This window comes from Streptosporangium sp. NBC_01469, assembly GCF_036227305.1.
Lineage (GTDB): Bacteria > Actinomycetota > Actinomycetes > Streptosporangiales > Streptosporangiaceae > Streptosporangium.
This window is the reverse complement of sequence record NZ_CP109465.1, coordinates 7,258,362-7,276,920: the sequence shown is the minus strand read 5'-3', so window position 1 is coordinate 7,276,920 and position 18,559 is coordinate 7,258,362. Positions and strand designations below refer to the sequence as shown.

At 70.4% G+C, this 18,559-nt stretch carries 22 protein-coding genes; 20 read left to right on the top strand and 2 right to left on the bottom strand.

All coding sequences use genetic code 11. The features are described from left to right. The first annotated feature begins 138 nt into the window (after positions 1-138). The 18 genes from OG587_RS32090 (at position 139) to rfbA (ending at position 12,689) form a co-directional block, all read left to right on the top strand. Positions 139-1,332, top strand: coding sequence for a nucleotide disphospho-sugar-binding domain-containing protein (locus OG587_RS32090; RefSeq protein ID WP_329081914.1), 1,194 nt, complete (start codon positions 139-141; stop codon positions 1,330-1,332). Positions 1,333-1,344: 12 nt separating this feature from the next. Next, complete coding sequence (locus OG587_RS32085; protein WP_329081913.1) at positions 1,345-1,683, top strand: TcmI family type II polyketide cyclase; 339 nt, start codon at positions 1,345-1,347, stop codon at positions 1,681-1,683. Next, positions 1,676-2,137 (top strand): cupin domain-containing protein, encoded by a 462-nt coding sequence (locus OG587_RS32080; protein WP_329081911.1) that lies wholly within the window; start codon positions 1,676-1,678, stop codon positions 2,135-2,137. The genes OG587_RS32085 and OG587_RS32080 overlap by 8 nt, the downstream gene beginning before the upstream one ends. Further along, positions 2,137-3,408 (top strand): beta-ketoacyl-[acyl-carrier-protein] synthase family protein, encoded by a 1,272-nt coding sequence (locus OG587_RS32075; protein ID WP_329081909.1) that lies wholly within the window; start codon positions 2,137-2,139, stop codon positions 3,406-3,408. The genes OG587_RS32080 and OG587_RS32075 overlap by 1 nt, the downstream gene beginning before the upstream one ends. Positions 3,409-3,502: 94 nt before the next feature. After that, positions 3,503-4,726, top strand: a complete 1,224-nt coding sequence (locus tag OG587_RS32070) for a ketosynthase chain-length factor (protein ID WP_329081907.1) — start codon at positions 3,503-3,505, stop codon at positions 4,724-4,726. A 32-nt stretch (positions 4,727-4,758) separates the two neighbouring features. Beyond that, on the top strand, positions 4,759-5,016 hold the full coding sequence (locus tag OG587_RS32065) for an acyl carrier protein (RefSeq protein ID WP_329081905.1): 258 nt from the start codon (positions 4,759-4,761) through the stop codon (positions 5,014-5,016). A 16-nt stretch (positions 5,017-5,032) separates the two neighbouring features. Next, positions 5,033-5,500 carry an SRPBCC family protein gene (locus tag OG587_RS32060; protein WP_329081903.1) on the top strand — a complete coding sequence of 156 codons (468 nt, stop codon included), beginning with the start codon at positions 5,033-5,035 and terminating at the stop codon, positions 5,498-5,500. Position 5,501: 1 nt separating this feature from the next. After that, positions 5,502-5,966 carry a DUF1772 domain-containing protein gene (locus OG587_RS32055; RefSeq protein WP_329081901.1) on the top strand — a complete coding sequence of 155 codons (465 nt, stop codon included), beginning with the start codon at positions 5,502-5,504 and terminating at the stop codon, positions 5,964-5,966. Positions 5,967-5,982: 16 nt separating this feature from the next. Beyond that, positions 5,983-6,714 carry an SDR family NAD(P)-dependent oxidoreductase gene (locus OG587_RS32050; protein WP_329081899.1) on the top strand — a complete coding sequence of 244 codons (732 nt, stop codon included), beginning with the start codon at positions 5,983-5,985 and terminating at the stop codon, positions 6,712-6,714. Between the two features lies 1 nt (position 6,715). Next, positions 6,716-7,054: an antibiotic biosynthesis monooxygenase family protein gene (locus tag OG587_RS32045; RefSeq protein ID WP_329081896.1), complete on the top strand. Its 339-nt coding sequence runs from the start codon at positions 6,716-6,718 to the stop codon at positions 7,052-7,054. Between the two features lie 8 nt (positions 7,055-7,062). Continuing rightward, complete coding sequence (locus OG587_RS32040) at positions 7,063-7,398, top strand: antibiotic biosynthesis monooxygenase family protein (protein ID WP_329081894.1); 336 nt, start codon at positions 7,063-7,065, stop codon at positions 7,396-7,398. A 2-nt stretch (positions 7,399-7,400) separates the two neighbouring features. Then, entirely contained in the window at positions 7,401-7,889 is a 489-nt protein-coding gene (locus OG587_RS32035; RefSeq protein ID WP_329081892.1) for an anthrone oxygenase family protein, read from the top strand. 25 nt (positions 7,890-7,914) lie between these two features. After that, entirely contained in the window at positions 7,915-8,655 is a 741-nt protein-coding gene (locus OG587_RS32030; RefSeq protein WP_329081890.1) for an SDR family NAD(P)-dependent oxidoreductase, read from the top strand. Continuing rightward, positions 8,655-9,035, top strand: a complete 381-nt coding sequence (locus tag OG587_RS32025; RefSeq protein WP_329081888.1) for a SchA/CurD-like domain-containing protein — start codon at positions 8,655-8,657, stop codon at positions 9,033-9,035. Before OG587_RS32030 ends, OG587_RS32025 begins: the two co-directional genes overlap by 1 nt. Before the next feature lie 5 nt (positions 9,036-9,040). Further along, positions 9,041-9,946 (top strand): NAD(P)-dependent oxidoreductase, encoded by a 906-nt coding sequence (locus OG587_RS32020; protein WP_329081886.1) that lies wholly within the window; start codon positions 9,041-9,043, stop codon positions 9,944-9,946. Then, on the top strand, positions 9,943-10,956 hold the full coding sequence (locus OG587_RS32015) for a methyltransferase (RefSeq protein ID WP_329081885.1): 1,014 nt from the start codon (positions 9,943-9,945) through the stop codon (positions 10,954-10,956). Before OG587_RS32020 ends, OG587_RS32015 begins: the two co-directional genes overlap by 4 nt. Before the next feature lie 3 nt (positions 10,957-10,959). Further along, positions 10,960-11,820 (top strand): LLM class flavin-dependent oxidoreductase, encoded by an 861-nt coding sequence (locus OG587_RS32010; RefSeq protein ID WP_329081883.1) that lies wholly within the window; start codon positions 10,960-10,962, stop codon positions 11,818-11,820. Next, positions 11,817-12,689, top strand: a complete 873-nt coding sequence (rfbA, locus tag OG587_RS32005; protein ID WP_329081881.1) for a glucose-1-phosphate thymidylyltransferase RfbA — start codon at positions 11,817-11,819, stop codon at positions 12,687-12,689. The genes OG587_RS32010 and rfbA overlap by 4 nt, the downstream gene beginning before the upstream one ends. A 71-nt stretch (positions 12,690-12,760) precedes the next feature. Here rfbA and OG587_RS32000 read toward each other — a convergent pair whose 3' ends face one another. Both OG587_RS32000 and OG587_RS31995 read right to left on the bottom strand, forming a co-directional pair. Next, positions 12,761-14,833: an AfsR/SARP family transcriptional regulator gene (locus OG587_RS32000; protein WP_329081879.1), complete on the bottom strand. Its 2,073-nt coding sequence runs from the start codon at positions 14,831-14,833 to the stop codon at positions 12,761-12,763. 500 nt (positions 14,834-15,333) lie between these two features. Then, positions 15,334-16,932, bottom strand: coding sequence for a DHA2 family efflux MFS transporter permease subunit (locus tag OG587_RS31995; RefSeq protein WP_329081877.1), 1,599 nt, complete (start codon positions 16,930-16,932; stop codon positions 15,334-15,336). Between the two features lie 127 nt (positions 16,933-17,059). Between OG587_RS31995 and OG587_RS31990 the strand changes: the two genes are divergently transcribed. Further along, positions 17,060-17,584, top strand: coding sequence for a MarR family winged helix-turn-helix transcriptional regulator (locus OG587_RS31990; RefSeq protein WP_329081876.1), 525 nt, complete (start codon positions 17,060-17,062; stop codon positions 17,582-17,584). 86 nt (positions 17,585-17,670) lie between these two features. Next, positions 17,671-18,537, top strand: a complete 867-nt coding sequence (locus OG587_RS31985) for a PEP/pyruvate-binding domain-containing protein (protein WP_329081874.1) — start codon at positions 17,671-17,673, stop codon at positions 18,535-18,537. Positions 18,538-18,559 lie beyond the last annotated feature (22 nt).

Genomic DNA, 18,559 nt, shown 5'->3' with positions numbered 1-18,559 from the left:
GCGAGCGCCGCGCCATCGTCCAGCCCTCGAGGGGGAGCTGTCAGTGTCCGGATGAGTGAGTCGCCGGTACCGACAGGAAGGCGTTCTTCGATGCGCGTGCTGTTCACGGGGTGGGCATGGCCCTCGCATGTGTATCCGATGATTCCTCTCGCGTGGGCGTGCCGGGCCGCGGGTCACGAGGTTCGCGTCGCCGCCCCGCCCGGCCTCGCGAAAGTGATCGCCCACGCGGGGCTGACCCCGGTCCCCGTCGGGTACGACGTGGACGTCACCGGTGTCGTGCGGAGCTTCGTGCGCGGGCTGGTGCCGGAGAACGGGGCCGGACCGGCGGCACGCCCCGCGGAGGGGAAACCGTCCGCGAGGACGCCCCGGGCGCTGGGCATGTTCGTCGAGCTGGCCGAGTCCATGGTCGACGACCTGGCGGCCTTCACCCGTGACTGGCGTGCCGACCTCGTCGTGTACGACCCGACCGCCTGGGCGGGCCCGCCGGCGGCCGCGGCGGCCGGTGTGCCCGCCGTCCGGCAGCTGTACGGGATCGACCTGCTGTTTCCCGCGCGGGAGGCGGTGATCCGGGCGCTGGAACCGATCCGCGACCGGCTCGGCGTCGACGAGGCCGACCCGCTGGGCGCCCTGACCGTCGACCCCTGCCCCGCGGGGCTGCAGGAGGACTTTCCCGGGGCCAGGCGGCGGATGCGTTACCTCCCCTACAACGGCGCGCACGACGCGTACCCGGCCCGGCCGCCGGAGCGCACGGGCCGGCCCAGGATCTGCGTGACCTGGGGAACCACGATGTCCCGGCTCGGCGACGAGTTCTTCCTCGCCGGGCACGCGGCCCGCGCCCTGGCCGGCCTGGACGCGGAGGTCGTCGTGGCGATCACTCCCGCGCAGCGGGCCGTCCTGGGCGACCTGCCGCCGAACGCGCGGGTGGCCGAGTCGGTCCCGCTCCACCTGCTGCTGCCCGGCTGCGACCTGGTGGTCCACCACGGCGGCGCGGGATCGATGCTCACCGGCCTGGTGAACGGCCTTCCCCAGCTCGCGCTGCCCCGGCTTCCCGACCACGCCGGGCACGCCCGACGGCTCGCGGCCACGGGTGCCGGGCTGGTGCTGGACCCGGCGGACGGGTTCGAACCGGCCGAGATCCGCCGGGCCGTCGAGGACCTCCTGGCCTCACCCGGTCACGGACGTTCGGCGAGGCGCCTGGGCGAGGAGATGGCCGCCCACCCGACCCCGGCGGAGCTCGTCGCCGACCTGGAGAACCTGGCCCGGGTGCCGCCCGAGCCGGTCGGCGGGCACGACAGGCAACTGAGCACTCTTACTCACCATGCGATGGGCTGAAAGGAGGCGCGGGTGCGCCGTACATTGATCGTCGCCAGAATGAACCCCGGTGACGCCGACACGGTGGCGGGGATTTTCGCCGGCTCCGACGCCACGGAGCTGCCAGGACTGGTCGGGGTGACCCGTCGCACGCTCTTCCGCTTCCACGATCTCTATTTCCACCTGGCCGAGTCGGAGACCGACGTGGCCGCACGCGTGGACGACGTGCGACGGCACCACCTTTTCAAGGACGTCAGCGACAGGCTGGCCCCGTACGTGCTGCCCTACGACCCGAGCTGGCGCGGCCCGCGTGACGCGATGGCCACCCCGTTCTACGAGTGGGAGGAAGGAGAAGGTGACCGACGTGTCTGACACCGGTGTCGCGCCCCCCGAGGCGAGCTCGAAGGAAGAGGTCACGCTGACGAAGGTCAGCCTGAAGGAGACGGTGGTCAACAACCGCCGAGGCGGTGAGATCCGCGTGCTGCTCAGCCCGAACACGGTGGGCACCAGTACGGGATTCATGGGCCTGCTCACCATCCGGCCCGGCGAGTACGTGTCCGAGCACTACCACCCCTACTCCGAGGAGTTCCTCTACGTGACCCGGGGGACCCTGGTGGTGCGGATCAACGGCGAGCAGGAGCTCACGCTCGAGGCCGACGAGGGCATGGTGATCCCCAAGAACGTCCGGCACCGGGTGATGAACCGGAGCGAGAGCGAGGCGTTCGCCGTCTTCCACCTGTGCCCCCTGGCCCCGCGGCCCGACCTCGGTCACGTCGACACCGAGCCGTACCCGGGCCAGGCCGGCGGCCCCGAGGCGGGGAAGTGATGGGCGGACGGCGGGTCGTCATCACCGGCATCGGAACGGCCACCCCGGGAGGCATCGGTTCCAAGGCCTTCTGGGAGCTGCTCACCGCCGGCCGCACGGCGACCCGCACGATCTCGCTCTTCGACCCGGCCGGGTTCCGCTCCCAGGTGGCCGCGGAATGCGACTTCGACCCGAAGGCGGAGGGGCTGTCGCCCCAGGAGATCCGCCGGATGGACCGCGCCGCGCAGCTCGCGGTGATCTCCGCCCGGGAGGCCTGGAGCGACAGCGGGCTGGGCGGGGAGGGCGTGCCGCCCGAGCGCCTCGCGGTGAGCCTGGGCAGCGCGGTCGGCAACACCATAAGCCTCGAACAGGAGTACGTCGTGGCCAGCGACGGCGGCAGCCGCTGGGAGGTCGACCACTCCTACGCCGCCCCGCACCTCTACGACTACCTGGTGCCCAGCACGCTGGCCGTCGAGGTCGCCTGGGCGTGCGGCGCCGAGGGCCCGGTCTCGCTGACCTCGACCGGATGCACCTCGGGGCTGGACGCCGTCGGCCACGGCTACCAGCTCATCCAGGAGGGCGCCGCCGACGTGGCCGTGGTGGGCGCGACCGACGCCCCCATCTCCCCGATCACCGTGGCGTGCTTCGACGCGATCAGGGCCACCACCCCCAGGAACGACGACCCCGAGCACGCCGCGCGCCCCTTCGACAGGAGCCGCAACGGCTTCGTGCTCGGCGAGGGCGCGGCGGTGATGGTGCTGGAGGACCGTGACCTGGCGATCCGCCGGGGCGCGCACATCTACTGCGAGGTGGTCGGCTTCGCCGCCCGCAGCAATGCCTTCCACATGACCGGCCTCAAACCGGACGGCAGGGAGATGGGCGAGGCCATCCGGGTCGCGATGGAGCAGGCCAGGTTCAACCCCGGTGACATCGACTACGTCAACGCGCACGGTTCCGGCACCAAGCAGAACGACCGGCACGAGACCGCGGCCTTCAAGCGAAGCCTCGGCCACCGCGCCTACGAGGTGCCGGTGAGCTCGATCAAGTCGATGGTCGGCCACTCGCTGGGCGCCATCGGCTCCATCGAGGTGGCGGCCTGCGCGCTGGCGATCGAGCACCAGGTCGTGCCGCCCACGGCGAACCTGCACAACCCCGACCCGGAGTGCGACCTGGACTACGTGCCGCTGACGGCCAGGGAGAGGGAGCTCGGCGGGGTGCTCACCGTGGGCAGCGGCTTCGGCGGGTTCCAGACCGCGATGGTGCTCGCGCATCCCGGGAAGGTGCCCGCATGACGTTCCCCGCGCGCGCCCCCTCCGGCCCCCGCCGCGTCCCTTCCCCGAGACCCCGCGCGGGCCTTGCGGGTTTCGCGGAAAGGAGTGTGGCCAGGTGACCGGAAGGTATGTCGTCACCGGCATAGGGGTGACCGCCCCCAACGGCCTCGGCACCGAGAGGTTCTGGTCGTCCACCCTCGCCGGCCGGAGCGGCCTCGGGCGGATCACCCGGTTCGACCCCGCGCCCTACCCGGTGACCCTGGCCGGCGAGGTCAGGGACTTCGCCGTCGACGACCACCTGCCCAGGAAGATCACCGTCCAGACCGACCTCATGACCCACCTGGCGCTGGCGGCCTCCGAGATGGCGCTCGCCGACGCGGGCATCGACCCGGCGCGGCAGCCCGAGTACGAGATGGCCGTGATGACGGCCAACTCCTCCGGCGGCAACGAGTTCGGGCAGCGCGAGATCCAGGCGCTGTGGAGCAACGGCCCGCGTCACGTGGGCGCCTACCAGTCCATCGCCTGGTTCTACGCCGCCTCCACCGGCCAGATCTCGATACGGCACGGCATGCGCGGCCCCTGCGGGGTGATCGCCACCGAGCAGGCGGGCGGCCTCGACACCGTCGCGCAGGCGCGCCGGGTGCTGCGCGGCGGGACCGGCGTCGTGCTGACGGGCGGCACCGACGCCTCGCTCAGCCCGTACGGGCTGGTCACCCAGATGCCCACCGGCATGCTGAGCCGCTCCGCCGACCCCGACCGCGCCTACCTGCCCTTCGACATCGAGGCCTGCGGCTACGTGCCGGGGGAGGGCGGCGCGATGCTCGTCATGGAGGACGAGGGCGCCGCCAGGGCGCGCGGCGCGGAGCGGATCTACGGCGAGATCGCCGGCTACGCGGCCACCTTCGACCCGCGGCCGGGCTCGGACCGGCAGCCGGGACTGCGCCGCGCCATCGAGGGCGCGCTCACCGACGCCCGGGTCACGCCGGAGGAGGTGGACGTCGTCTTCGCGGACGCGAAGGGCGTCCAGGGGGCGGACCTGCGCGAGTCCCAGGCGCTGGCCGAGGTGTTCGGGCCGTTCGGCGTGCCGGTGACGGCCCCCAAGACCATGACGGGCCGCCTCTACGCCGGAGGCGCGGCGCTCGACCTGGCCGCGGCGCTGCTGGCCGTGCACCACTCGGTCATCCCGCCGACCACCAACGTCGCCCGGCTCGCCCCGGGCTGCGACATCGACCTCGTCCGGGATGTCCCCAGAGAGAAGAGCGTGCGGACAGCGCTGGTCCTGGCCCGCGGTCACGGCGGGTTCAACGCCGCGCTCGTGGTCCGGGCCGTCCGCGACTGACGGCCCGTTCATCGGCACTTTTGGAGGAACACGTGGAGAAGACGGAACTCCGGCTGGACGAACTGAAGCGGATCATGCGCGAGTGCGGGGTGGAGGCGTCGGCCAACCTGGACGCCGACATCCTCGACGTCTCGTTCAGGGAGCTCGGCCTGGACTCCCTGGCGGTCCTGGAGATCGGCGCCCGGGTGGAGCGCGACTACGGCGTCGTGGTCCCCGACGACGCCATGGAGGAACTGGAGACGCCCCGGCAGACGCTCGACTTCGTCAACCAGCGACTGCCGGCGGCCTGAGCGAAGGAGTGGTGTCATGGCAGGTCACACCGACAACGAGATCCTGATCGCCGCCCCGTTCGACCTGGTCTGGGACATGACCAACGACGTGGCGTCCTGGCCGGAGCTGTTCAGCGAGTACGCCGCCGCGGAGATCCTGCACCGCGAGGGCGACACGGTGCGCTTCCGGTTGACGATGCACCCCGACGAGAACGGCAAGGTCTGGAGCTGGGTCTCCGAGCGCACCGTCGACCGGGGGGCGGGCACCGTCAGCGCCCAGCGGGTCGAGACCGGCCCGTTCGACCACATGAAGATCCGGTGGGAGTACACCACCACCCCGGACGGCGTGCGGATGCGCTGGATCCAGGACTTCCACATGAAACCGGAGGCCCCCGTCGACGACGCCGGGATGACCGACCGGATCAACCGCAACTCGGCCGTGCAGATGCGCCGCATCAAGGAACGAGTCGAGGAGGCCGCCCGGGCGGCGTCGGCTCCGGTGTGACGTGGTGGTCCAGATCCTGCTGCCGCTGGTGCTGCTCGGCAACGGCCTCGCCGCCGGCATCATGCTCTCGACCGTCATCGGCGTCGTGCCGTGGATGCTGGCCCAGCCGTACGACAGGTACGTCGGGGCGATCCGCTTCATGTGGCCGCGCTACGACCCCTTCATGCCGATCGTCAACGCGCTGACCTGTGTGCTGGACATCGTCCTGATCTTCGTGGCGCCCACGGCCACGTCGCGGGCCCTCTTCGGGGTCGCGGCCGGGCTGCTGCTCGTCGTGATGGCGATCTCGGTCGTCAAGAACGTGCCGATCAACCGGTACGTGACCTCGCTCGACCCCGAGACCCGCCCCGCCGACTGGGAGGAACGGGATCCGCGGGTGCGCTGGCGGAACTGGAACCTCACCCGCACAGTCCTGGCCCTCGTCGCGTTCGGAGTGAACGCCTGGGCCACGACCGCCCTCATCTGAACGCGAAGGGACAACCATGGAATTCGGACTCGCCGGGAAGAAGGCGCTCGTCACGGGCGGCACCCGGGGCATCGGCCGGGCGATCGTGCTCGGTCTCGCCCGCGCCGGCGCCGACGTCGTCACCTGCCACCGGCAGGAGGGCGAGGCGGCCGACCGGCTCGCCCGGGAGCTGAAGGAGATCGGCGGCGACCACCACGTGATCAAGGCCGACGTCGGCCGGCTCGACGACATCGAGCGGCTCGCCGAGGAATGCCGGGCACGGTTCGGCTCCCTCGACATCGTGGTGAACAACGCGGGCGTGATCAGCCACATACCGTTCGCGGAACTGCCGCCGCAGGAGTGGCGGCGGGTCCTGGACGCCAACCTCACCGGCACCGCCTTCGTCGTGAGCGCCTCGCTCCCGCTCCTGTCGGCGGGCGCCTCGATCGTCAACGTCGGCTCGCGGGTGGCCACCGTGGGGGTGCCGTTGCGCGCCCACTACACCGCGTCCAAGGCCGGCCTGATCGGGCTGACCCGGTCGCTGGCCAAGGAACTCGGCCCCCGCGGGATCCGGGTCAACGTCGTCGCGCCGGGACCGGTGGAGACCGAGAGCGAGATCCCCGCCCCGGTCAGGGAGCGCTACCAGAACATGATCCCGCTCGGTCGGATGGGGATCTCCGAGGAGGTCGCGAACGTGGTGCTCTTCATGGCCAGCGACCTGTCGAGCTTCGTGTCGGGCGAGACGATCCACGTGGACGGGGGAATCTGACATGACGGCCGAAACCGGCGCGTCCATGTTCCGGGTGACGCTGCGCATGCAGATCAAGCCGGGGATGGGGCAGGACTTCGAGAAGGTCTGGTACCAGGTCGCCGACGCGGTCACCCACCACCCGGCCAACCGCGGGCAGTGGCTCTCCAGGAGCGCCGAGGAGGAGGACGTCTACTACATCGTCAGCGACTGGGCCGACGAGGAGCGCTTCCGGGAGTTCGAGAGGAGCGACCGCCACCTGGAGCACCGCACCAAGCTGCACCCGTACCGGTCGGGCGGCTCGATGACCACCATGAACGTGGTCTACGACATGTCGCGCGAGACGGCTCGGCGGCGATGAGCGACCGGGTGCGCATCCTCGTCTTCGTCACCGCCGCGGACGCCGGGCCGGAGGCCGTCGAGGGCGCCTACCACCGGATCAGCCGGAGCCTGACCGGCACCCCCGGGCTGCTCGCCAACGAGCTGCTGCGCTCGGTGCACGACCCGGCCGGTTTCGTGGTGATGAGCGAGTGGCGGGACATGGACGCCTTCCGCGCCTGGGAGGAGGGGGAGTCGCACCGCTCGACGACGGCTCCGCTGCGCCCCCTGCAGGACCACTCGCGGGGCGCGTCCTTCGGCGTCTACACGGTCCAGGCCGTGTACGAGAACAGGACCGCGGTGTACGCGGGCGGGGAGAAGGACTAGGCATGCAGGGCGGTATGGGCGGTATGGGCGGTATGGGCATGATGGGCATGATGGGCACTGCGGCGATGGTGGGCAGCGGCCTGACCGCGGGAGTCCTGTTCTGCGTCGCCCTCAGCGTCGTGCCGGCGCTGTTCGCCCTGCCCCCCGACCGCTACGTGCAGACCCACAAGCTGGTGGGCCGCAACTACGACCCCACGATGCCGCTGATCGTGCTGACGACCGCCGTGGTGGACGTCGTGCTCGCGGTGGTGACGCCGGGGACGGCGCCGCGCTCGCTCTTCGCGGTCGCCGCCGCCTTGATGCTGGGCGTCTCGGTGGTGTCCCACCTGTGCAACGTGCCCATCAACCGGCGGGTCAAGGCGCTGGATCCGGCGGCGATCCCGGAGGACTGGATGGACCCGCGCCCCCTGTGGCGCAGGTGGCACCTGCTGCGAACCGTACTCGCCGTGCTGGCCCTGACCGTCAACGCGGTCGCCGTCGTGCTGACGTGAGGCCGGCGTGGAACCGAACGGAGGAATGATGGAACTAGGGATATCCGGCAAGCGCGTCCTCGTCACGGGCGGGACGCGCGGCCTCGGCAAGACGATCGTCCTCTCCCTCGCCCGGGAGGGCGCGCGGGTGGTGACCTGCCACCACAGCGCGGGGACGGCGGCCGACGACCTCTCCCGCGAGCTGAAGGAGCTGGGCGACCAGCACCACGTGGTCCGCGCGGACGTGACCGCCGAGGACGACGTGGCGCGGCTGGCCGGCGTGTGCCGGGACGCGTTCGGCGGACTCGACGCGGTGATCAACAACGTCGGAGTGGTCGGCGAGGCGCCGGTGGGGGAACTGTCGGCGCAGGAGTGGCACCGCGTCCTCGACGCCAACCTCACCTCCCATTTCCTGGTCACCCAGGCGACGCTGCCGCTGCTGTCGGAGGGCGCCTCCGTGGTCTACATCGGGGCCTCGGCCGCGCTGCGCGGCCGCGCGGAGACCGGCCACTACACCGCCTCGAAGGCCGCGCTGATCGGGCTGACCAGATCACTGGCCAAGGAGCTGGGACCGCGGGGAATCCGGATCAACACGATCGCTCCCGGGGTCATCGACAAGGGCGAGGGCCTCGGCCCGCCGCCCCAGATGAGGGAACGCCTGGCCAGGATGACCGCGCTGGGCCGGTTGGGCACGACCGACGACGTGGCCGGCGCCGTGCTGTTCCTCGCCGGTGACCTGTCCCGTTACATCACTGGAACGACCCTGAACGTCGATGGAGGAATCTGATGCCGTACGCCGCGATCACCTACCGGGTGAAGCCGGGTCACGAGGACGAGATCGCCGAGATCTTCGCCGGTTTCAAGCGGGTGGGCACGCCCGTGCTGGTCGACGACGACGGCAAGGAGGCGGGCCGTCTCGTGGGCACGGCGGTGTTCATCAAGGACGACCTCATGATCAGGGTCATCCACTACGAGGGCGACCTGATCCACGTGGCCGGGAACATGGCCCGCCACAAGGGCGTGCACGCGCTCGAGGCGAAGCTCGCGCCCTACCTCGCCGAGACGCGCGACACCAGCACCCCCGAGGCGTTCGGGCAGTACTTCAGGAACGCGACGATGCGCTGCATCTCGCAGCTCTCCGCCGACACCCTGCCGGTCGGGGGCTGAGGGAGATGGCCCCTCCACACGTCGCGCTCGTCGGGAGCGGGGCGATGGGCGTGGGAATGGGCCACCGGCTCCTGGAGGCCGGCCACCCCGTTTCCGTCTACAACCGGACCCCCGGCAAGGCCGCCGCGCTGGTCGAGGCGGGCGCCCGCGCCCTGGCGACCCTCGAGGCCGCGGCCGAGGCGCCGATCGTGCTGCTCAGCCTGAGCGACGAGACGGCCGTCGAGCAGGTGCTCTTCCAGGCCATGCTGCCCGCCCTGCGGGAGGGCACCGTCGTGGTGGACACCACCACGACCTCACCGCTGTACGCGCGGCAGGCGGCGACGCGGCTGTCGGCCGCGGGGCTCGCCCGCGTCGAGGCGTGCGTCCTGGGCAACCCCGTGATGGCGCACACCGGCAAACTGCGGATCTTCACCGCGGGGAGCCGGAAGGACGTGGAGGCCGTCGGCGACCTGCTGGGCGTACTGGGGCAGGAGGCGCGCTACCTGGGCGCCGCCGGCTCCGCCAGCACCATGAAGCTGGCCTTCAACCTCCTGCTCGGGGTGCAGACCGCGGCCCTGGCGGAGGCGGTGTCCTACGGGGTGAGCGCCGGGCTCGACCGCGACCTGCTGATCGAGGCGATCGCGAACAGCGGCTTCAGCTCGCCGGTCCTGGCCTTCCGCGCCGGGTTCATGCGAGAGCGCCGCTACGAGCCGGCGGCCTTCAGGACCAGCCTGATGGAGAAGGACCTGCGCCTGGCCGCCAACGACGCCATGGCCAGGGGGATCACCCTGCCGCTGACCGAGGGCGCGGGTGACCTCATGGCCGACGCGATCGCCGCCGGACTGGGCGACCAGGACGCGGCCGTGATCATCGAACTGCCGCAGCGGCGGCTCAGCGAGAGTGAACGACCGGAGAACGGAGTCGTCAGATGACCACGCAGACCTCGCGGATCACCGGCCCAGCGGAGATCATCCAGCTGGGCAAGACCGCCTTTTGCACGGCCAAGGTGCTTCTCAGCGCCCTCGAACTGCGGGTGTTCGCCGTGCTCGCCGAGCAGCCGCTCACCGAGCCGCAGCTGCGCGAGCGGCTGGGCCTGCACCCGCGTGCCTCCCGCGACTTCTTCGACACCCTGGTCGCGCTGGGCCTCCTGGTACGCGAGGGGGAACGCTACTCCAACACCCCCGTCACGGGACGGTTCCTCGACCCGGGGGAGCCGGCGTACGTCGGCGGCTTCCTCGAGCGTTCCGACCGCATCCTCTACCCGGCGTGGGGCGACCTGACCGAGGCGCTGCGGACGGGCAAGCCGCGGGTGGACAACGCGTTCCGCGAGATGCTGGAGGACCCGGCCCGCCTGAGCAGCTACCTCGGCATGATGGACGCGCTCAGCACCATGCTGGCCCCGCTGATCGCGAACTCCTTCGACTGGAAGAGCGTCAAGACCTACGCCGACATCGGCGGCGCCCGGGGCAACCTCGTGAGCCGCGTCGCGCGCGAGCACGAGCACCTGGACGTCCACGTCTTCGACCTGCCGCCCATGGAGAAGGCGTTCCACGCGCACACCGAGCTGCTCGGGGTCGCCGACCGCGCCACGTTCCACCCGGGGGACTTCTTCGCCGACCCGCTGCCCGAGGCGGACGTGCTGACCATCGGGCACGTGCTGCACAACTGGTCCCCGGCCGAGCGGCGCGTGCTCGTCGAGAAGGCGTTCCAGGCCGTCCACCCGGGCGGCGCGCTGATCGTCTACGACCGGATGCTGGCCGACGAGCCGACCGACCCGGAGAACCTCGTGATCAGCCTGGACATGCTGCTGACGACGGAGGGCGGTTCGGAGTACCCGGTCGGGGAGTGCCGCGAGTGGATGGAGGAGGCGGGCTTCACCGTCGAGTCGGTCAAGCCCCTGGGTGACCACGACACGCTGATCGTGGCGCGGAAGGCGAGCTGATCCATGGACGTCGGAGTCGGCCTGCCGACGACGGTACACGGGGTGAACGGGAGCACCGTGCTCGAATGGGCACGGCGTGCCGAGGCCCGTGGCCTGTCCTCGCTCGGCGTGCTGGACCGCCTCGTGGCCGGTAACCAGGAACCCGTCGTCACCCTCGCGGCCGCCGCCGCAGTGACACGGCGGATCAGGCTCGCGACGACGATCCTGATCGCCGCCTACCGGGGCGGGGCCGCGGTCCTGGCCAAGCAGCTGGCGACGGTGGACGAGCTGTCCGGCGGCCGGCTCACGGTCGGGGTCGCCGCCGGCGGGCGCGCGGACGACTTCGAGGCGACCGGAGAGGCGTACGGGAGGCGGGGGCGGCGGCTGGACGCCCTGGTCACGGAGATGCGCGAGATCTGGGCGGGGGAGGGGCCGGGCGGCGGCATCGGGCCGCGGCCGGTCCTGCCCGGCGGGCCGCCCATCTGGGTGGGCGGCCACACGGACGCGGCGCTGCGGCGGGCCGCCCGCCTCGGGCAGGGCTGGATCGCCGGCGGCTCCTCCTCGGTCCCCTACCCCGAACTGGTGGCGCGGGCCCGTGCCGCCTGGCAGGCCGAGGGGCGGACGGACCGGCCGCGCATGGTGGCGCTGGCCTACTTCTCGCTCGGGACGGCGGGGCCGCGGGAGGCCGTCACGCACATGCGCCGGTACTACGCGCAGGCCGGTCCGTACGCGGACCGCGCCGCGGCGCAGACCGTGACGACCGAGAGCGCGCTCCAGCGGACGCTGAAGGAGTACGAGTCCGCGGGCTGTGACGAGCTCATCCTCTTCCCGTGCTCCGGTGACCCGGACCAGGTGGACCTGCTGGCGGAGGCGGCGAGGACATGAAGGGGATCATCCTGGCCGGAGGGCGGGGAACGCGCCTGCATCCCATCACCCTCGCGGTCTCCAAGCAGCTGCTCCCGGTGAACGACAAACCGTTGATCTACTACCCGCTGTCGGCGCTGATGCTGTCCGGCATCCGGGACATATTAATCATCTCAACGCCGGTGGACCTCCCGCAGATCCACCGGCTGCTCGGCGACGGCACGCAGCTGGGCCTGAACCTCTCCTACGCGGAGCAGCCCGAGCCGCGGGGGCTGGCCGAGGCGTTCGTCATCGGGGCCGGCCACACCGGCGACGATCCGGTGGCGCTGGTGCTGGGCGACAACATCTTCCACGGGCACAGGTTCGACGACGTCCTGCAGGAGAACGCGCGCGACGTCGACGGATGCGTTCTCTTCGGCTATCCGGTGACCGACCCCGAGCGGTACGGCGTGGGTGAGACCGACCGCGAGGGCAGGCTCGTCTCCATCGAGGAGAAGCCGGCCAGGCCCCGCTCCAACCGCGCGATCGTCGGGCTCTACTTCTATGACAACGAGGTGCTCGACATCGCCAAGAACCTGCGGCCGTCGGCCCGCGGCGAGCTGGAGATCAGCGATGTCAACCGCGTGTACCTGGAGAGAGGCAAGGCGCGCCTGGTCGACCTGGGACGGGGGTGCGCGTGGCTGGACGCGGGCACCCCGGCGTCGCTGATGCAGGCCGGCCAGTATGTCAGCGCGCTGGAGGCGAGGCAGGGCGTGCGCATCGCCTGCGTCGAGGAGGTCGCCCTGCGGATGGGGTTCATCGACGCGGAGGCCTGCCATCGGCTCGGCGAGCGGCTCGCGTCGTCCGACTACGGCCGGTACGTCCGCGCCGTCGCGGAGGAGTTCCGCTGACCCGCTCCCCACGTCTCGGGCCGGGAAGCCCGTGGCTTCCCGGCCCGAGACGTCCCATGTGGCGCCCGCCGTCAGGACACCTTCCGCGAGTGGTCGCTGTCCGCCCGGTAGGGCTCCTCGGCACCTTTGGGCAAGGGGTCGAGGTCGAGTTGCGCGGCGGTCTGGGTCAGCGTGAGCGCGGGAGGGTGAGCCCTCCTGACGGTCACGTCGACCGGGCTCTGCAGCTCGGCGGCCGTGGCGGGGGCTGTGGTGGGAGCCGTGGTGGGGGCCAGGGCCGCGCTGCCCTTGCCGAGCTCGCTCTCCAGCTTCTCCTCGGCGTAGATGCGGGCCAGCTCGTTGATGGCGTAGACGGTCCCCTCGCCCGCGCCGGCGTCGCCCACCGCGCGCAGGAAGTGCGCCGAGACCAGCCGGGTCAGGAGCGTCTCGGTGGTGTCGATGTCACAGCCGATCGACTGCGCGGCGCTCTCGAGGGTGAACCTCGTGTTGCGCCGCAGGCAGAGCAGCCACAGAGCGCTGCGCTCACGCGGGTCAAGCTCCCGGTAAATGGTGTCGAACAGATCGTAGATATCGAAGTCAGCGGAATTCAATTCTTTGAGGCGTAGTTCAGGGTTGGCCAGCCGGGCCGCGAGCCTCCGGACCGGAAGGGTCGGCGAGGCGGTAAGCCGCGCGGCCGCCGCCCGTACCGCGAGCGGCAGTCCCTCGCAAAAACGCACCACGCTCTCGGCGTTGTTTCTCTCGCGTTCGATGCGCTGCCCGCCCGCCACCGCAGCCAGCAGGCGAACCCCCTCGTCCAGGGGCAGCGGAGCGAGGTCTATTCGATTTCTGCACGAGAATCCGTAAAGCCCGGACCTGCTGGTGATGATTGTCGTGCAGTACTCGCTGCCCGGAAGGAGGGGAAAAACCTGGGCGGCCGACACGGCATCGTCGAGAACGATGAGAACGCGATGCGCGGAACACCAACTCCGGAACAGATTCGAGCGTTCCTCGATGCTGTTCGGAAGTTTTTCGGCGGGCATACCGGCAGTGATAAGGAAATTGTAGAGAATCTGGCTCGGGTCCACGGCCTCACCGTGAGTGCCGCGGAGTGTGCAATAGAACTGCCCGTCCGGGAAATGCTGTTTGACGAGGTGCGCCAGATGCACCGCCAGCGCGGTCTTCCCCACCCCCGGCATGCCGGCGATCAGGATGGTCGGCGGAGTGGTGACCGTCGGCTCCGTCATGGTGGCGGCCGTGACCAGCTCGCCGACATAGCCCTGGCGACCGGTGAAGTCCCAGATGTCCGGCGGGAGCTGGGCCGGGCAGAGCGGCGCCTTCGCGTTCCTGGGCCTGTCCCCGGCGCCCGAGATCACGCTGCTCGGCTCGATCGCCGGCTCCGCCTTGGCGGGGCTCGCGGGGCTCTCCGCCGACAGCAGCGACTGGTGCAGCCGCTGCGACTCCGCGGACGGCTCTATGCCGACCTCCTCCACCAGCGTCGCGCGCAGCCGCTGGTACTCCTCCAGCGCCTCCGAGCGCCGGCCCGAGCGGTGCAGGGCGGTCATCAGCTGCGCGTAGAAGGCCTCGTGGAGCGGATGCACCGAGACCAGGTGCTTGAGCTCGCCCACGACCTCACGGTGCCGGCCCAGACGCAGGTCGCTCTCGATGCGCAGCTCAAGGGCGCGCAGCCGGCTCTCCTCCAGGGAGGCCACATAGGCCGACAGCAGATTTCCCGCCGCCACGTCCGCCAGCGCCGGCCCCCGCCACAGCGACAGGGCACGGGCCAGGTTCTCGGCGGCCTGCTCGGGATCGTTCTTCTTCAGCGCCGCGGCGCCCGCCCCCAGCAGCCGCTCGAACGGGTCCAGGTCGAGGTCGTCGGGCTCGACCACCAGCATGTATCCCCACGACTGGGTGCGCAGCACCTCCTCGAACGAATCGATCTTGTCGTTGGAGAGGATCTTGCGTAGCTTGTAGATGTAGGTCTGTAGTGTGGAAAGAGCGCTGATCGGCGGGCTTTCCCCCCACAGCTCGTCGATGAGTTCGGCGGTCTGTACGATGTTGTTGCGTCGAAGCAGGAGAAAAGTAAGCACCTGGCGAAGTTTTGGCGCGGTGGGAGTCACCTCCCGGCCGCCGTCGAGAACTTTCAGGGTCCCCAGAACACAGAATCTCATCGCAGACCTGCTCATCGCGCACACCTGGCCTTCTCCGGACAGCCTCTTGAGCATTGCAGGCCGCTTTCTGGCACGTAACAGGCGCGCAGACCTCCCGAAAGCCTGCAGACTCCCCGAAGTCTTCGCTATCCCCGTCGCCGCGCCCACGTTCGCGGCTTGATGCCTACATCAGGAATGATCGATTGTGTATCCCCTATATGCGGATCATGGTCCCATGTGGCACATGATTAGGATCGTTGAACACGGTGGTAGATTTTTACTGGAAGCTTGATAGAAGACCAGCGAGTTAGGCCTTAATTCCATCCGCGGGGGTAGGGGGGTGAGCGCTGTGTAATTGGCCATGTGAATTAAGTCATGTCCTTTTTGATATGGGATTGGGATCTTCTTGTTCTTTCGGCCGGCGCCGAGGTGAGACTTCCCTCGGCCCCCGCCGCGGGATCCGTTCCCCCACCCCGTGCTCGGGAGGGGCCGTGTCAGGCACGGGGCGGGGGACGGAGGTCTCACATCAGGGCCAGTTCCTCTTCGGGGGTGGGGGCCTTGGCCGGGTCGGGCCGCTTGGCGGCGAAGCTCAGCAGACCCGCGACGATCACCACCGCGGCGCAGACCAGCAGGGTCCATCGCAGCGCGCCGACGAAGGCGTGATCGAAGGTCAGCTGGGCGATCTCCCGCATCTGCTGGGCCAGCTGGCCACTCACCCCGGCGGGCAGCTGCACCTGGTCGGCTCCCGCCTCGGCGCCCCTGGCCGCCGTGGTGATCGCGTCGACGAAGTCCCCGCGGTACTCGCCGGGAAGCTGCTCCGCCTGGCGCCGCGCCTCGTCACCGAGCTCGCTGCTCAGACGGTTCTGCAGCACCGCGCCCATCGCGGCGACCGCGATCAGGAAGCCCATCTGGCGGATCGCGTTGAAGGCGCCCGACGCGGCCCCGGTGAACTCCTTCTGCACGTCCTGCATGGCCATCGTGATGGTCGGGGCGAAGGCGGCCGCCTGGCTGATGCCCGCCAGGATGAGCGGCCCGAGCAGCGCCCACCGGCTGGAATCGGCCTGTGCCATCAGCGCGATGAGCACCAGGCTGATCGGATAGAGGGTGAGCCCGGTGATCAGGACGTACTTCCCGCCGATTTTGTCGATCAGGAATCCCACGACCGGGAAGGAGAACATCATGGCGAGCGCGGTCGGCGCGAGGGTGAGGCCCGCCTGGAGCGCGCTGAGCCCGAGCACCTGCTGCAGGTAGATCGTGAGGGTGAGCGACAGCCCCATCATCCCGAAGGAGACGGCGATGATCACGAAGCTCATCAGGGAGAAGCCGCGGTCCTTGAAGATGCCCAGGGGGAGCAGCGGCTGCCGGGTCCGCGCCTGGGTCGCCAGGAACACCACCAGCAGCACCAGGCCGGCCGCGATGACCATCGGGACGGTGAGGAAGGAGGTGATCGTTCCCCACTCGTACCGGTCGCCCTCGAGGAGGCCGTAGGTGATCGCGCCGAGCGCGGCGGTCGCCAGGAGCGCCCCGGTCAGGTCCAGATGGGGACGCTTGCCCGGACGGATGTCGGGGATGAGGGTGAACGCCATGACGATGGTGACGATGCCGATCGGCACGTTGACGTAGAAGATCCAGCGCCAGGTGCCCTCCGCGACGAGGAGCCCGCCGAGCGTCGGTCCGGCCAGTCCGGCCAGCCCGGCCGTGACGCCCCACACCGCGCTGGGCAGGCCCCGCTTCTCGGGTGGGAAGACCGCGGTCAGGATGGTCAGGGTCTGTGGTGTGATCAGTGCGGCGCCGATGCCCTGCACGGCGCGGGCGGCGATGAGCTGCCAGGGCTCCTGGGCGGCCCCGCACAGTGCCGACGCGACCGTGAAGAGAATCATGCCCGCGATGAAGACGTTGCGTGGTCCGACGATGTCACCCAGTCGCCCCGCCGTGATCACCAGCACGGCCACCACGAGGATGTAGGCGCTCATCACCCACAGGACCTCGGTGATCGTCGCATTCAGGTCCACGAGGATGTCGGGGATGGCGATGTTGACGATCGTGGTGTCCAGGATGGTCATGAAGAAGCCGATACAGAGTGTCACCATGACGACCCACGGGTTCCCGCGTTTGCTCACTTTTCGCACCTCCTTAGAAGACTCAGATCCCGGAAGGCCGCCTCGGCGGATGCCCGGGAGGGGTGTGTTGCCAGGGAGAACGGTATATGCTTTGACTATCGACAAGTCTAGTAGTTGGAAATTTTAAATGTCAAAAGAAATCTGGAAGTCCCTGATAGATGAGGTCCAGGTGGCCGTCATGGAGCTGCAGAACGTCTCGGACGCGGTGGACGAGGCCGCGGCGGCACGCCTGGGGATCAACCGCACCGACATGCGCTGCATGGGATGTGTGTTCGCACTCGGCCCGATGACGGCCGGAGAGCTGGCCGTGGCCGCGAGACTGTCCCCCGGCGCGGCGACCATCGCCATCGACAGGCTGGAGAGGGCGGGGTACGCACAACGGGTCCGCGACCTGCGGGACAGGAGGCAGGTGCGAGTGGTGCCGACGCCCCAGGCCGAGCAGGTCGCGAAGGAGATCTGGGGTCAGCTGAGCGAGGAGGACGAGGCGGGGCTGGCCTGCCACACCGAGGAGGAACTCGTGCTCATCCGGGACTTCCTGAAGGCCACCGTCAGCCGTCACGCCCGCCAGGCCGACCGCATCCGGCACGGGAAGGTCATCTCCGAGGGGGCCGGCACGACACCGCCGCGGCGTCCGGAGACCTCGCGACCGTAACCAGCCCACCCGCGGGCCGGGGTCTGCCGTCTTGTCCGGCCCGCAGCCCCGGCAACGAGAACTCTCACCAGGAGGTGACGATTCGCGTGGCCGGCACAGAGTTCGACGCCGACGAGGGCATTCACTGGCTCGGCACTCCGGCGAGTCTGGATCGGGCGATCGTGGGGGAGGGGATCGCCTGCCTGGCGAGGTTGCGGGACGCGTTCCCCGTGGCCCCCGCCTTCTGCGTCTCGGCTCCGCCCTTCGAGGTGTTCCCGCGCGGCGCCCTGGGTCCCTGGCGGGACACCCTGAGCAGGGCCTATCACCGGCTGGGCGAGGTGTGCGGCCTGTACGCGCCCTCGGTGGAGGTGCGCTCGCTCCTCGTCGAGCCGCCGTCGGTGCCTTCCTGGGTCGGCCGCCCCTGGACGTTCCTCAACGTCTCCGGCGAGGAGGCGGTGGGCCAGGCGGTGACCGAATGCCTGGCCCCGTTCTTCTCCGACCGGGCCCGGGCGCTGCGGCGCCGGTACGGCTGGCCGGAGTCCGTCGTACGGGAGGTCATCTTCATCCGCCGGTTCAACGACTCCAGGAGCTGGGCCACGCTCTCGCCCGCCGGCGCATTCACCGGCCGGCCGGGCGACATCAAGGTGCGGGCGGGCTGGGGGCTGCACGAGCAGTCGGTCGGCCGCCCGCTGCCCGCGGACGAGTTCATCGTCAGCGCGCGGCGGGTCGCCCACAGCCGGATCGCGCTCAAGAGGGACGCCGTGGTCGCCGACATCGGGGGAGTGCAGGAGTTCAGGGTGCCGTCGATGCTGCACCGCGCGGCCGCCGTCCCGGAACCGCTGATCCACCAGATGGCGGACCTCTATCACGCGGTCGCGGCCCGTATGGGGGAGCCCGCAAGCCTGGACCTGGTCGCGGGGGAGGCGGGGCTGGAGATCCTCTGGTGCGAGCCTCCGGCGGACCCGCCCACGTGAGAGACGGCCGGGACCGTCCCCG

Coding starts and splice junctions, on each gene's coding strand:
- OG587_RS32090 (WP_329081914.1), top strand. CDS start 139: ATGATTCCTCTCGCGTGGGCGTGCCGGGCCGCGGGTCACGAGGTTCGC.
- OG587_RS32075 (WP_329081909.1), top strand. CDS start 2,137: ATGGGCGGACGGCGGGTCGTCATCACCGGCATCGGAACGGCCACCCCG.
- OG587_RS32060 (WP_329081903.1), top strand. CDS start 5,033: ATGGCAGGTCACACCGACAACGAGATCCTGATCGCCGCCCCGTTCGAC.
- OG587_RS32050 (WP_329081899.1), top strand. CDS start 5,983: ATGGAATTCGGACTCGCCGGGAAGAAGGCGCTCGTCACGGGCGGCACC.
- OG587_RS32045 (WP_329081896.1), top strand. CDS start 6,716: ATGACGGCCGAAACCGGCGCGTCCATGTTCCGGGTGACGCTGCGCATG.
- OG587_RS32035 (WP_329081892.1), top strand. CDS start 7,401: ATGCAGGGCGGTATGGGCGGTATGGGCGGTATGGGCATGATGGGCATG.
- OG587_RS32030 (WP_329081890.1), top strand. CDS start 7,915: ATGATGGAACTAGGGATATCCGGCAAGCGCGTCCTCGTCACGGGCGGG.
- OG587_RS32025 (WP_329081888.1), top strand. CDS start 8,655: ATGCCGTACGCCGCGATCACCTACCGGGTGAAGCCGGGTCACGAGGAC.
- OG587_RS32020 (WP_329081886.1), top strand. CDS start 9,041: ATGGCCCCTCCACACGTCGCGCTCGTCGGGAGCGGGGCGATGGGCGTG.
- OG587_RS32015 (WP_329081885.1), top strand. CDS start 9,943: ATGACCACGCAGACCTCGCGGATCACCGGCCCAGCGGAGATCATCCAG.
- OG587_RS32010 (WP_329081883.1), top strand. CDS start 10,960: ATGGACGTCGGAGTCGGCCTGCCGACGACGGTACACGGGGTGAACGGG.
- rfbA (WP_329081881.1), top strand. CDS start 11,817: ATGAAGGGGATCATCCTGGCCGGAGGGCGGGGAACGCGCCTGCATCCC.
- OG587_RS32000 (WP_329081879.1), bottom strand. CDS start 14,833: ATGAGATTCTGTGTTCTGGGGACCCTGAAAGTTCTCGACGGCGGCCGG.
- OG587_RS31990 (WP_329081876.1), top strand. CDS start 17,060: ATGTCAAAAGAAATCTGGAAGTCCCTGATAGATGAGGTCCAGGTGGCC.